Consider the following 13,925-nt stretch of genomic DNA (forward strand, 5'->3'; position numbering starts at 1 on the left):
GCTGCATTATTCTTCATCTAACTATAATAAAGAGTTGGCTACCCTTAGCCAACTCTTTTTCTCTATTTTTCACAAATAAAAACACGATGACCTATAATATGTTGATACATAAGCAGTACTTGTTCGTGTTGCACCCACGCCTCATACAATTCTTCCGGAATAAACGGTGATACATTCCACTCTGGCTCTTCCATATGTCCTGCAATTGTTTCTGCAATTGTACCGCCACCGGCAACTGCAATTCTCTTGAATTTCGCTTTCTGAAATAAATAAATCCATTCATCTTCTGTTAATAATTCTTGCATACCGTATAATTGCACGATTTTTTCTTCCTCTTTCTTATCAATGTGCCTATCAATAATCATTTCAATCACAACAAGCTTTCCATCCCGCTGTAATACACGATAACACTCCGAGATAACTTTTTCTTTATTTGTAAAAGCTAGTATAGATTCTCCAAGTACAAGCTCAAATGAATCATTTAAGCAAGGTAATGTTTCTACATCATCTTGAATCAATTGTATATTCAATCCTTCAAACAACCATCTATCTTGCGCTTTTTGAATCATAATTTCATTCTTTTCAACCGCTGTCACTTTATAACCCAATTCTTTTGTCATATACGCCGCTGTTTTCCCCGTGCCGCAACCTATCTCAAGGACACTAGCTCCACGTCTAAGTGGCAATTGAGCTAATAATTGTTTTGTTAACGTAAAACCACCAGGATGAGCACTCCCTATTCCGTAATAAGCTAGAAAATCGATGTATGTGTTTCGTTTCATGGAATTCTCCCTTTTTTATTTTATATATTCCAGGAAGGAAGAAAAGTGCATAGAAAAAAGGGCGCATCGCGCGCCCTCTCTCTTACTTATCTTCAGAAATATATGCCCATTTGTAGCTGTAATCTCCACCAACTGGATGGTGAATAATACCTTTTACTTTCGCTCTTTGAACAAGGGCATCACCACGTTGATATAATGGTGCAATTGCAGCATCTTCAAGTAACATTTTTTCAGCTTTCAGCAAGCTATCCCAACGCTCTTTCGTTTTCGTTAATAGTTCGCCTTTTCCTTTTTCTACAATTTCATCATATTTAGGATTTGAATATCCTGTTTGGTTATGAGGTCCATTTGTAACGAACATATCAATGAATGTCATTGGATCTAAGTAGTCAGGTCCCCAACCAGCGTAAGATAAATCATAATCTAGATCCGATTCTAATTTTAATTTTTGTTTAAACGGTTGGTTTTTCAAATTCACTGTTAAGCCCGGTAAGTTCTTCTCTAGCTCACCTTTTAAGAACTCCCCTACTTTTTTCGCATTATCGCTATCATAGTTTAATAGCTCTACGGTTACTTGCTCTTTTCCAAGTTCTTTTTTCGCTTTTTCCCAATGCTCTTTTGCCTTTTTCACATCTGTTTTTAAAATGTCTCCGTTATCTTTACGGAAGTCTTTTCCATCTGGACTTTTCGCAAATTCTTTTGGTACTAAGTAATCTGCAGGTGTAGATCCATCATTTAAAATAACATTTGTTAAACCTTTTTTATCATACGCCATCGCAATCGCTAAACGTAAATCTTTGCTCTTTAATACTGTATCTTGCCCACCACGTTTTTGGTTCAAACGCAAGAAGTACGTTGAAGGTGTTTTTTGTGTAAAGAAATCTGGATTTGATTTATATTTGTCAACCATTTCAGATGTAAGTGCCGCGCGATCGATTTGTCCGCTTTCGTATAAGTTTACACGTGTACCGCTATCTTTTACTACGTTAAAGTTTACTTCATCTAACTTAACTGTTTTATTATCCCAATATTGTGCATTTTTCTTTAATTTCCAACCTTCTTCATGTTTCCAGTCTGTTAATGTAAATGGTCCGTTGTATAACGTTGTATCTGATTCTAAACCGTATTTTTCTCCTTTTTCTTTTACGAATTTTTCATTTAACGGATAGAATGTTCCGAATGAAGTTAATTCTACAAAGTAAGGAACTGGATTTTCTAATTCTACCTCTAATGTGTAGTCATCTACAGCTTTTACACCTAACGTATCAAGTGGTGCTTTTCCGTCATTAATTGCTTTTGCGTTCTTTAAATCAAACATAATGTATGCATATTCCGCTGCTGTATTTTTATCTACCGCACGTTTCCAAGCGAACACAAAATCTTTCGCTGTTACAGGGTCTCCATTTGACCATTTTGCATTTTTATTTAATGTAAATGTATACTTTTTACCATCATCACTCTTTTTATATGATTCAGCAACCCCTGGTGTTGCTTTATTATCTTTATCAAGTCGATATAAACCTTCCATTACGTTGTTTAAAGCAAGAAACGATACTTGGTCTGTCGCTTTTGCTGAATCCATAGATGGAATCTCTTGGCTCTCTGTTAAATTAAGTACTTGCTTTGCAGCTAATTTTCCGCCTTCTTTTTCACTGCTTTTCGGTGTTGTGCTTGCCTTATCTTTATCCCCTGATCCCGAGCAAGCTGTTAATGCCATACTCATTACTAGAACTGGTGCTACAACCGCTGTTAATTTTGTCATCTTTTTTCTCTTCATTTTTTTGTACCCTCCCCAATTATATGTACGATATTAACATTTAGAGATTCTCTATTAACTTTCGTTATCAGAAAATTCTTATTAATTAATATTCTACTATCTTTTTGAGTTTTGTAAAGTATTTTTGTAAATTTTCTAAATATTTATTTTTTTATGATAGTATCTTGTTGTTTTAACTACTATATGAATTATCCCCCGTCTACTATATGTAAACATATCTCCTCTTATTCTTCTCTATTGCTAAGTTCTATATTTTTCTCATCAATATGAAATCTCTGCTATCATTTATCTATCCAATTGCTGAATTCTTTTCTAATATCCATTAGTAGAATTTAAACAGTGACTTTACCGTTTCCCTAATATTTAATATCCCCTATTCTTCTATACATACTAAAAAAAGCATTTCAAAAGCAGCTTAGCCACTTTTAAAATGCCGCTATATTATTTTTTCCCGCCATCCTCAGTTACATACGCCCACTTAAAGCTATATTCTGGACTGATATTGTGTTTCACAATCCCTTTTACATTCGGTTTCATTACATATGATCTTCCTGTTTGATATAAAGGAACTAATCCTGCATCTTCTTCAAGGAATAATTTTTCTGCTTTTCCTAACGCTTCCCAACGCTTCTTCGGATCAGATAATAATTCATTACCTGCTTTTTGTACCATTTCATCGTATTTCGGATTCGAATAACTCATTTGGTTATACGGGCTCTTCGAGTCAAACATATCAATAAATGTCATTGGATCCGCATAGTCTGGACTCCAACCTGCATAAGAGATTTCATAATCTTGCGCTGACTCTAATTTTAATTTTTGTTTGAACGGCTGAATTTTCGTATTAATCGTTACACCTTTTAAATTTTTCTCAATTTGATCTTTAACATAATCAGCAATCTTTTTCGCAGTTCCATCATCATAGCTTAGTAATTCAATTGTAACTTGATCTTTTCCAAGTTCCTTTTTCGCTTCTTCCCATGCAGCTGCTGCTTTTTTCGTATCTTGTTTCAGACCATTTTTAAACGTATCTTGGTAATCTTTACCGTCAGGTCCCATCGCAAGCCCTTTTGGAACCAATTGATCCGTTGCTTTTGATCCATTATTTAAAATAACGTTTGCTAAACCTTTTTTATCAACTGATAACGCAATTGCTTCACGAAGCTTTTTGCTCTTTAACGGTGTATCTTGTCCGTTACGCTTTTGATTTAAACGTAAGAAGAATGTACTTGATTCTGCATACTCACCGTACTCATCTTTATTCGATTTATATTTATCTACAAACTCTCCTGATAGTAGTGTGAAATCAATTGATCCTGTATCATATAAATTTACTTTCGTAGCAACTTCTTTTACTACACTATAATTAATTTCTTCTAATTTCACAGTCTTATTATCCCAATATTTATCATTTTTCTTCAACTGCCATCCTTGTTCATGTTTCCATGAAGACATAACGAATGGTCCGTTATACACCGTTGTATCTGCTTCTAAACCAAACTTATCTCCTTTTTCTTTTACAAACTTTTCATTTAATGGATAGTATGACGGGAATGCTAATAAATTTAAGAAATATGGTACTGGTTTTTCTAATTCTACTTCAAGTGTATAATCATCTACCGCTTTTGCACCTAATTCCGTTGCAGGTTTTTCACCTTTATTAATTGCCTCGGCATTTTTTATATAATAAGCAATAAACGCATATTCTGCAGCTGTGTTTTTATCAAGTAAGCGCTGCCATCCAAACACGAAATCTTTCGCTGTTACAGGATCTCCATTTGACCATTTCGCATCTTTACGTAGTTTAAATGTATATTTTTTACCATCTTCGCTTTTCGTACTTGATTCTGCGGCAGCAGGAATAGGCTTATTATCTTTATCAAGACGATATAATCCTTCCATTGTGTTCCCTAAAATTTGTGCGCCTAATGTATCAGTAGATTTAGAAGTGTCCATCGTCGGAATTTCTTGGTTTTCCGTACGATTTAATACTTGCTTCGCTGCATATTTAATATCAGATTTTTTTTCTTCCCCACTATTAGATGTAGTAGTCGTTTTCTTTTCTCCGCCTGATCCAGAGCATGCTGTCAATGCAACACTCATCGCTAAAACTGGTACTACAACTGCTGTTAACTTTTTCATCTTTTTTCTCTTCATTTTTGTATCCTCCCCAATTATATGTACAATACCAACCCTTGAGAGACCCCTTGCTAATGATTAATTTTCTGAAAATTATAACTAATATTATTCTACTCTTTTTTTCACATTTGTAAATAGTTTTATTTTAAATATTCTGATTTTCACCTTCGTAATTTAGTATGATTTATCCCCCATCTACTATATGTACGTACTATACGCCTTATTCTTCTCTATTTAACTGCACTAAAAATTAGTATTGTAAGCTCACTAAAAAAAAGCATTTTAAAGTAGCTAAGCTACTTTAAAATGCTTTTTCAACTCTATTATTTTTCAGTCACGTATGCCCACTTAAAGCTAAATTCTGGACTGATATTATGTTTTACTACACCTTTTACATTTGGTTGTAAAACATAAGAATCTCCACGTTGATATAAAGGTACAATCGCTACATCTTCTTCAAGTAATGTTTTTTCAGCTTTCCCTAACTCTTCCCAACGTTTTTTCGCATCACCCATTAATTCAGTACCAGCTTTTTTCACCATTGCATCATATTTAGGATCTGAGAAGCTCATTTGGTTATGAGAATGCTTAGACTCAAACATATCTAAGAATGTCATTGGATCTGCATAATCTGGATTCCAACCACCATATGAAATATCATATTGTTGCTCAGATTCTAATTTTAGTTTTTGCTTAAATGGTTGAAGTTTAATGTTAACTGTTACACCTTTTAAGTTTTTCTCAATTTGGTCCTTAATATATTCTCCAACTTTTTTCGCATTACCAGTATCGTAGTTTAAGAATTCAATTGTAACTTGATCTTTACCAAGCTCTTTTTTCGCTTCTTCCCATGATGCAGCCGCTTTTTTAGCATCTGGCTTCAAACCATTTTTAAACGTTTCTTGGAAGTCTTTACCATCCGGTCCAGTTGCTAAACCTTTTGGTACTAAGAAGTCAGCTTCTTTTGATCCATCATTTAAAATTACATTTGCTAGATTTTTCTTATCGATAGAAAGTGCAATTGCTTCACGTAATTTTTTGCTCTTTAATGGTGTATCTTGTCCATCACGTTTTTGGTTCATACGAATGAAGTACGTACTTACTTGTGAAAATGTTCCGAATTCATCTTTCTTATTTCTATATTTATCTACGAACTCTCCATTTAATAAAGCAAAGTCAACTTGACCGCTATCATATAAGTTAATTAGCGTTGCTGCTTCTTTTACAACACTGAAGTTAACTTCTTCAAGTTTTACAGTCTTTTTATCCCAATATTGATCATTTTTCTTTAATTGCCATCCTTGTTCATGCTTCCAATCTTTAAGAACGAACGGTCCGTTATAAACTGTTGTATCAGACTCTAAGCCGAACTTCTCACCTTTTTCTTTTACATATTTTTCATTCAATGGATAGTATGATGGGAATGCCACTAAATTTAAGAAATATGGTACTGCTTGCTCTAACTCAACTTCAAGCGTAAGATCATCTACCGCTTTCACTCCTAGTTCAGTTACAGGTTTTTCTCCTTTATTAACCACTTCTGCATTTTTAATTGGGAATGCGATAAATGCATACTCAGCAGCTGTTTTTGGATCTAATAGACGTTGCCAAGCATATACGAAATCTTTCGCAGTTACTGGATCACCATTTGACCATTTTGCATCTTTACGTAGTTTAAATGTATATTTTTTACCATCTTCACTTTTCGTGCTAGATTCTGCCGCAGCTGGAATAGGCTTATTATCTTTATCAAGACGATATAATCCTTCCATCGTATTCCCTAGCATTTGTGAAGATACTGTATCTGTTGATTTAGAAGAATCCATCGTTGGAATCTCTTGTGTTACTGTTCGATTCAGAACTTGTTTTGCCGCTAATTTCCCCTCTGACTTGCTATCTCCACTTGAGTTTGTGCTTGTCTTTTTATCTCCGCCTGATGTAGAACATGCTGTTAGTGCCATGCTCATTGCTAAAACCGGTACTACAACTGCTGTTAGTTTTTTCATTTTTTTCTTTTTCATTTTCTGTACCCTCCCTAATTCTAAACGATATCTATTTAAGAATTTTCTGATAATTCTGTTTTTCTTTATATATTTATCAGACGATTCTTACTACTTCTTATTCTACTAATTTTTTAAAATTTGTAAAGTATTATTATTGAAAATTTTTAAAAAATTATTTTCTTACAGTAATATTCATAAAAATTCCATATAGTTTTTCAACATCGTTTTTTATCGTTACATATACACTAATTTAATAGTGTTAATTATATTTTCTAATAAACAGACTGTAGATTATCGTTAATAAATAATGTATATTTTAGAAATCTTTTTCCTACAAAAACAAAAAAAGCAGATATAAGATCTGCTTTAATTTTCCTCAATTTGTTTCTCACTTAATCCAAGATGTGTTCTGAGTGTATTACTCAAATTTTGTAAGTCTTTTTTATTAGGATTATAATAATATACACGCTGTCCATTTGGGCCATTTGGTAAATATAAATCATCACCATTTAGCTGAATCTTCTCAACTGAACAATCTAAACCATATTTATAAAAAGATAAAATGTCATCCAATGCTAAATTTGTTTTAAAATCACCATCGACGGCCTCAACCATTTTCTCCAGTTTTGTAATAGACCCTACACTTTTTAATTTACTTAAAATCGCCTCAATAACAAGTTGTTGGCGCTGTCCCCTCATTGCATCACTATCAATATGACGAGTTCTCGCCAAAGCAAGTGCTTCTTCTCCCGTTAATTTTTGAACCCCTTTTTTCAAGTGAATCGTATCAGGTTCATCTTTACTATTTTGTTCAGTAAATTCAACCGGGACATCTACCTCAACACCATCCAGCCCATCAACAATTTTAATAAATGAACCAAAATTAAATTTCACAAAATAATCTACCGGCACTTGCAGTAACTTTTCTACTGCCTCAACAGAAGCTTGTGGCCCTCCATCTTTTCCGTTTTTAACGAAACCACTTCCATATGCGTGTGTTATTTTATCTTTTTTCTTTTCGATTGGAACATATGTATATGTATCTCGTGGTATACTAGTTAACTTGACGGTCTTATCTTCTTTATTAAACGTAGCTAACAATAATGCATCCGTATGAAATGCACCATTATACCCCTTTTGCCGTTCTTGATTTTCATCAATTCCCATAATTAACATCGAAACGTTGTTTGTAATTGGCTTTACAGTTTTCTCACGTAAATTTGATTTTTCACCACGCGACAAGTTCAAATTAGATTTTTGTACGAGATTAGAAGTTTTCATATATACATAAGCACCATACCCAACTCCGCCAAATAATAATACTCCTAACAATACACTTATTATCGTTGTCTTTTTATATTTTCGTTTATTTTTCTTTTCTCTTGAAGGAGAGGTATTCTCCATATAGTTCCCTCCGTTTTCTATTCATCTAATATGTTTTTCAATTTTTCATAATTAGTGCTATCCTTTTGAAATACATTCTCTTTCAATCCTTTGTTTATTTGTATCCATTCAGTCGTAATCGAATATTGAATCATACCTTCATGGAAACTAAGGAACTTCAACATAATCCCCGTATTTTTCTCTACAACCATTTCAAATTTCCCTCTCAAATCTTCAGATGTACTTACAGGCATTTCTATGTTTATTACCCCTTCTATTTTGTAGCAATCGAGTCCAAGATACTTCGTTTCTTTATAACCCCAATCTTTATATCGAATTAATAAATCCGCAAATTCTGATTGAATACTGTACTTAGCGAATCCCACATATCCGTCATCATACCGTTTCTTCTCACCTGATTTTCTCAATAACCTTTCCGTAGGGCTTAATTTTAATAGTTCATTATTTCTTTCTTTTGGGCTCCATCTCGTCTCTTTATACGTATTATTCTTATCATTAAACTCTTTTTTTCCGTCCTCGTTATAAATAATCGTGCTTTTTTTCGATAATTTGTCTTCTTTAGATGAAATACCACTTTGTTTCTCCGTATCAATCGCATATTTATATGTTGTAGCAATTTTTGTAGAGCTAGAATATTCTTCGAATTGCCCTGAAACATTTTGGAAATGATCAATTGAATCAAGCATCTTTTGATGAATCTTTTCCTTATCTGGATAATTGACGTTCAACTTTATTTCTTCTTCATTCTCATAATCAGAAAACGCATTCTTCTTTACATAATTAAACATCCCTCCATTTTGTGCAAAGCTCTGTATAGAAAACTCAGACATAGATACAATTGACAGCGTTAGAACAGCGGCACTAATAAACATCATATGTACTCTATAACTCTTTCTTTTTACAGGAAGATTATGAAGTGTATCATTAATTTTTTCGTTTAGTGCCTGTGGCAATACAGTATTATCCTTTTCTATTCTCTTTTTTAATTTTTCATCAAATGATTTTTCTTTATCCATTTTAACCACCTCCTACTCCATCTTTAATCGCTCTTCTAATTGTTCTCTTGCACGTGACAATCTTGATTTAACCGTGCCTTTTGGAATTTCTAAAAGCGTTGCAATACTTTCTTGATTCATATCTTCATAATAATAAAGTACGGTTACCGCTCTTAGTTCTTCCGTTAAAGACTGAATAGCATTACAAAGATCAATATCTTCATATCGATCGAACGCCACCATATTACTATCATGATCCTCAATTACAATTACTTTTTTATAAGAGCGAATTATATTATTACACTCATTTATTAAAATTCTAATGAGCCAAGTTTGAAAAAACTCTTCCTTTTTCAGTTTTTTTATATTTTCATAAGCTTTTAAAATTGTTGCCTGCATCGCATCCTCTATATTCGTCTCATCACGTAACATCGCCTTCGCAATGCGATACATCTTTACTTTTTCTGTATGTATAAGTGTCATAAAAGCCTCGTGATTACCCTTTTTTGCTAAAGAAACATCCGTTTCTTCTTTTACAATCATCTTATATAAAGGAATTACTTTCACAATTGGTCCTCCTGTTTCAGCCTCTCTATTAATTAAACTTTACACGTATTAGACGGACGAGCCTATAAAAAGGTTCACCTTTTTGAATAATTTTGTAAATTAAAAGATAAATATCCTTTTAGGTTGCTACACAATAAACATATCGGTTCAAATTTACAAACGAAAAAAGCCCACTTTCTCAGTGGACTTTCTACTTTACAACGGTAAATCCCTTTTCCTAAATACTACAATTGCTACTATGAAGATACAAAGCGCTCCAGCAGTTAAGCCTATACTTACTGGCCATATATTATATGTTCCTTCAGCAATTTCTTTCGGACGAAACAATGTAAACAAGGATATATTTCTCATCCATTCTAACTTATCACTTAATTTCCCTACCATATCTAACACAAAAAATAAGATTGTTAAACTTGCTGAATAGCTCAGTGCCTTTCTTTCATCATTACATATACAGGAAAAGAAAAATGAATAGGCACTAACTACTAAAAATATTAGCCCTCCAACTACATTTATTTTCAAAAATAATTCTTTATTTAAGTTATTATCTTTTAAAAACCATTCTGCACCTAATATACCCGCTACATACGTAACAAATACAATGATTAGTAGTCCCAATATGAGAACCGAAGCTTGTGTAATTGCAATTTGCACCCTTGATACAGGTGTTGCTAATAAATATGCCATCGCCCCTTTATCTACATGACGAGCAATTAAGTGGGTCGCAACTGTTACGCAAAAAATTGTTAAAATGATAATAAACAATAGGCTATAGTACTCACCAGCTAAAAAATCCATTACGTTTTGAATCGGACTTCCCATACCAACAATTTTTTTCACACTATCAGGCATAGCACTTATTAATTCATTTAAACCTTTCGCCGATACCATTGATGGGAATATCCAAATTATTAATAATAAATATAGAGCCGCACCAGCTGCATAACTCAAAATACTTTTTTGCGTTTCTTTCAAACTAGCTAAAAATAATTGTTTATTCATGCTTTATCCCTTCTTTCTTCTCGTAATAATGCATAAATAAATGTTCTAAATCCGTCGCTCTCGTTTGAAGTGCCGTTACATTATAGTTTGAAAGTATTTGTAAAACAGTTTGATAGTTTCCTTGCACAATAATTGACGCCTCTCTACCTTTCACCCCTTCAAATTGCAAATTACATTGTTTAAGAGACTCGATTTCTTCTTGCGATGATACTGTTACATCTATTACTTGTCTTCGCATTCCTTGTAAATCATGAATATCTTCTACCGTTACAAGACGTCCATCTTTAATAATAGCTACTCTGTCACAAGTTCTCTCAATTTCAGTGAAAATATGTGATGACATAAGGATTGTTTTCCCTCTTTGCTTTTCTTCTAGTATTAAATCTATAAATACTTGTTGCATAAGTGGATCGAGTCCTGATGTCGGTTCATCTAAAATTAGCACTTCTGGATCATGCATAAATGCCGCAACTATACCTACTTTTTGTTTCATTCCTTTAGACATTTTTCGAATTGGTGTTTTCACATCGAATTGCAAACGTTCTATCAATTCATCTCGTCTTTTTATATCTTTTAACCCACGCATACCTTGCATCAAATTTAAAAACTCTAATCCATTCATTCCTTCAATAAAAGAAATTTCTCCTGGCAAATAGCCAACTTCTCTTTGAATTTTCGCAGCATCTTCCCAACAATCTAATCCGAAAATTGTTGCTTTACCAGCCGTCGGTTTTATAAATCCCATTAAATTACGAATCGTTGTTGATTTTCCAGCTCCATTTGGTCCTAAGTAGCCAAAAACTTCCCCTTCTTTCACTTCAAATGTAATATCAAACAAGCCTTTTCCATTTGAAAACTGTTTTGTAACATTTTGAACTGAAATCATAAGTCCACCTCATTTTTTGAAATATTTAAAGTATGATATTTCAAAATCATTGTACTCCTCATCTTTCATATTCGCAACAACTTTTTGAAATATTTATATGTCCATATTTCAAAAATATTGTTTTCCATTATTTTTTCTTGTATATTTTAAATGAGGTGATTGTATTGAATGGCTTTGAAAAAGTGAAAGAAAAGAAAAAGCGTGCCATTAAAGAGGCAGCCTTCGTATTATTTTCAGAACGTGGATTTAATGAAGTGAAAATAGAACATATTGCAAAAAAAGCAAACGTTTCTCAAGTTACAATTTATAACCATTTTGGAAGTAAAGATGCGTTATTTAGGGAACTTATACAAGAATTTATACTATCTGAATTTCAATATTATAAAGATCTTGCAGAAGAAAAATTACCTTTTCATGATATGATGCAAAAAATGATTGTAAGAAAAATGAATACGGGCGGATTATTTCAGCCTGATATGCTACTACAAATGATGCAAAGAGACGAAGAGCTCCGAGAATTTATTTATAGTTATCAAAACGAGAAAATCCTGCCTTGGTATTTAGAAATATTAGAACAAGCACAGCGCAAAAATGAAATTAATCCTCATCTTTCAAAAGAAATGATATTACTGTACATTCAAATGTTCACTAAATTAGGTGATGATTTCGGGGCACAGCTTCTTGAAGGTGACCGAGAAAAACATATACAAAATATAGTTACGATGTTCTTTTACGGACTTTCTGTTCCGCAAAAATAATTTTTCTAAAGAACAAATAAAATCACAAAAAAACCCTTTGGATATTTAAATCTCAAGGGCTTTTTCATGTCAAAAAAAATGACTAAAACTAACTTTATCTTAACGAAGTTAAATGCTGCTTTATAGATAATACCTTATTATAGATTAACTCTTTTAGCATAACAGGCTGAATTGAGATAATCGTTTCACCGAAATTCAGAAAATAACTTGAAATAAAATCAAATTCTTTCTTGTTAAAATAGCCTGTTATAATGTAATTTTCATTTTCTTTTTGTATCCTCATAGAAGGATAATTCTCTTTATCAAAAATGTCTTTTCCTTTTTGATTAACAATGACACTAAAATCAATTGCATCAGGCTTTCTGTGAAAAGTAGTAAGATAACTTAATAGTTCTTCAAGATTTTTTGGATTAGTATTGCTTGTTTCCACAATAGAAAGAATTTTATCACATCTAATTATTTGAACATTATTTGTCTCAAAATTAAAGATTTTAGCATACCACTGGCCAAATTTAGATTCTATTCGAATAAATTGAGCGACCAATACTTTCTCCTCATCTTTTTTTAAATATGTTAAATGATAAACTCGCTCAGCAAAAATCCCCTGTAAAATTTCTTTTAAGAACGGACTAAAATTACTATGATTTGTTACTTCAAAGGAAAGCGTTCGTTCCATGATTGAAATATTTTTACTCACATTATCAGGTAATACATGTTTAAATTTATTTTCAAGCGCAATACTTTCTATATTAAATGGTTTTGTCTTGTATCCATTTAATGTAAGAATCGAAAAGTATAACGCATACATTTCATCCACACTAAAATAAATTGGCGATAACACACTATTTTCTATAATTTTATAACTTCCATTTCTACCTAGTTCAGAATATATTGGTACACCTATTTCTTCCAATGATTGAATATCTCGTAAAGCGGTACTTTTAGAAATATCATATCTAGCCATTAAATCTTTTAAATTAAAATATCTTTTATTATTTAAGAAAATAAGCATATCATTTATTCTTTCAGTTTTTTTCATATTTCCCTCCCAAAAAGGTGTCATGTATTGAAACCTTTTTAGTCTATATTATAATTATTAACTAATAAAGGAGTTATAATTTTATGACATTAGAAATAGCTATTTTTCTTTCAATGAATGGGCAAGCAAAGGAGGCAATTAATTTTTATACACGTAATTTAGACGCCAAAAAGTTAATGATTGTTACGTACAAAGAGCTGGCGAAAAGAGATAGTTCTTTTAAAATTACAAGTGAAAATAAAGATCATATTGCTCACTCTGTTTTACAAATTGGGAATACAAAGCTAATGATAGCAGAAGATACAATGAAGCCTAATGAGCGTTATAACGTTGGAAATAACATGTCACTTTGCATTCAAAGTGCTAATTTAGAAGAAATACAAAGATTTTATAATAATTTAATTTCCGATAAGCATGTGAAAATAATCTCTCCGCTAGAAAAAAATATATTTAGTGAAGCATATGGTATTATTGAAGATCCTTACGGCATACAAATCCAGTTAATGTATGACAAACGACTAAACTAAATACTTAGTCATATTCACATATTCCTAATAAAAAAGACACGAAATT

Annotated in this window: 12 protein-coding genes; 2 read left to right on the plus strand and 10 right to left on the minus strand. The window is 32.4% G+C overall.

Translation table 11 applies throughout. From position 1 onward, the window contains the following. Window positions 1-62: 62 nt before the first annotated feature. From FT637_RS28445 to FT637_RS28485, 9 genes are all read right to left on the minus strand, one after another. On the minus strand, window positions 63-782 hold the full coding sequence (locus tag FT637_RS28445) for a class I SAM-dependent methyltransferase (RefSeq protein ID WP_193649096.1): 720 nt from the start codon (window positions 780-782) through the stop codon (window positions 63-65). A gap of 82 nt (window positions 783-864) precedes the next feature. Beyond that, complete coding sequence (locus FT637_RS28450) at window positions 865-2,559, minus strand: peptide ABC transporter substrate-binding protein (protein ID WP_193649097.1); 1,695 nt, start codon at window positions 2,557-2,559, stop codon at window positions 865-867. 441 nt (window positions 2,560-3,000) lie between these two features. Next, a complete protein-coding gene (locus FT637_RS28455) occupies window positions 3,001-4,716 on the minus strand; it encodes a peptide ABC transporter substrate-binding protein (protein ID WP_193649098.1) in 1,716 nt (571 codons plus the stop codon). Window positions 4,717-5,021: 305 nt separating this feature from the next. Continuing rightward, the gene (locus FT637_RS28460; RefSeq protein ID WP_193649099.1) at window positions 5,022-6,719 is read right to left on the minus strand and encodes a peptide ABC transporter substrate-binding protein; all 1,698 of its coding nucleotides are present in this window, start codon (window positions 6,717-6,719) and stop codon (window positions 5,022-5,024) included. Window positions 6,720-7,067: 348 nt separating this feature from the next. Continuing rightward, window positions 7,068-8,105: an LCP family protein gene (locus FT637_RS28465; RefSeq protein ID WP_193649100.1), complete on the minus strand. Its 1,038-nt coding sequence runs from the start codon at window positions 8,103-8,105 to the stop codon at window positions 7,068-7,070. Between the two features lie 17 nt (window positions 8,106-8,122). After that, entirely contained in the window at window positions 8,123-9,121 is a 999-nt protein-coding gene (locus FT637_RS28470) for an anti-sigma factor (protein WP_193649101.1), read from the minus strand. Window positions 9,122-9,133: 12 nt separating this feature from the next. Then, window positions 9,134-9,667 (minus strand): RNA polymerase sigma factor, encoded by a 534-nt coding sequence (locus FT637_RS28475; protein WP_000864747.1) that lies wholly within the window; start codon window positions 9,665-9,667, stop codon window positions 9,134-9,136. A 195-nt stretch (window positions 9,668-9,862) separates the two neighbouring features. Continuing rightward, a complete protein-coding gene (locus FT637_RS28480; protein ID WP_193649102.1) occupies window positions 9,863-10,669 on the minus strand; it encodes an ABC transporter permease subunit in 807 nt (268 codons plus the stop codon). Then, on the minus strand, window positions 10,662-11,555 hold the full coding sequence (locus FT637_RS28485; RefSeq protein WP_193649103.1) for an ABC transporter ATP-binding protein: 894 nt from the start codon (window positions 11,553-11,555) through the stop codon (window positions 10,662-10,664). Before FT637_RS28485 ends, FT637_RS28480 begins: the two co-directional genes overlap by 8 nt. 164 nt (window positions 11,556-11,719) lie before the next feature. Here FT637_RS28485 and FT637_RS28490 point away from each other — a divergent pair, with 164 nt between their 5' ends. After that, entirely contained in the window at window positions 11,720-12,313 is a 594-nt protein-coding gene (locus tag FT637_RS28490) for a TetR/AcrR family transcriptional regulator (RefSeq protein ID WP_193649104.1), read from the plus strand. A gap of 94 nt (window positions 12,314-12,407) precedes the next feature. Here FT637_RS28490 and FT637_RS28495 read toward each other — a convergent pair whose 3' ends face one another. After that, window positions 12,408-13,376, minus strand: a complete 969-nt coding sequence (locus FT637_RS28495) for a helix-turn-helix transcriptional regulator (RefSeq protein WP_193649105.1) — start codon at window positions 13,374-13,376, stop codon at window positions 12,408-12,410. Window positions 13,377-13,435: 59 nt separating this feature from the next. Between FT637_RS28495 and FT637_RS28500 the strand changes: the two genes are divergently transcribed. Further along, complete coding sequence (locus FT637_RS28500; RefSeq protein WP_193649106.1) at window positions 13,436-13,879, plus strand: VOC family protein; 444 nt, start codon at window positions 13,436-13,438, stop codon at window positions 13,877-13,879. Window positions 13,880-13,925: the final 46 nt, after the last annotated feature.

It is taken from the genome of Bacillus cereus, assembly GCF_015071065.1.
In the GTDB taxonomy this organism is placed as follows: domain Bacteria; phylum Bacillota; class Bacilli; order Bacillales; family Bacillaceae_G; genus Bacillus_A; species Bacillus_A cereus_BA.

Bases quoted from the DNA above. Each gene is read 5' to 3' on its own strand.
- FT637_RS28495 (WP_193649105.1), bottom strand. From the start codon at position 13,376: ATGACACCTTTTTGGGAGGGAAATATGAAAAAAACTGAAAGAATAAAT.
- FT637_RS28460 (WP_193649099.1), bottom strand. From the start codon at position 6,719: ATGAAAAAGAAAAAAATGAAAAAACTAACAGCAGTTGTAGTACCGGTT.
- FT637_RS28480 (WP_193649102.1), bottom strand. From the start codon at position 10,669: ATGAATAAACAATTATTTTTAGCTAGTTTGAAAGAAACGCAAAAAAGT.
- FT637_RS28450 (WP_193649097.1), bottom strand. From the start codon at position 2,559: ATGAAGAGAAAAAAGATGACAAAATTAACAGCGGTTGTAGCACCAGTT.
- FT637_RS28465 (WP_193649100.1), bottom strand. From the start codon at position 8,105: ATGGAGAATACCTCTCCTTCAAGAGAAAAGAAAAATAAACGAAAATAT.
- FT637_RS28500 (WP_193649106.1), top strand. From the start codon at position 13,436: ATGACATTAGAAATAGCTATTTTTCTTTCAATGAATGGGCAAGCAAAG.
- FT637_RS28470 (WP_193649101.1), bottom strand. From the start codon at position 9,121: ATGGATAAAGAAAAATCATTTGATGAAAAATTAAAAAAGAGAATAGAA.
- FT637_RS28445 (WP_193649096.1), bottom strand. From the start codon at position 782: ATGAAACGAAACACATACATCGATTTTCTAGCTTATTACGGAATAGGG.
- FT637_RS28485 (WP_193649103.1), bottom strand. From the start codon at position 11,555: ATGATTTCAGTTCAAAATGTTACAAAACAGTTTTCAAATGGAAAAGGC.
- FT637_RS28455 (WP_193649098.1), bottom strand. From the start codon at position 4,716: ATGAAGAGAAAAAAGATGAAAAAGTTAACAGCAGTTGTAGTACCAGTT.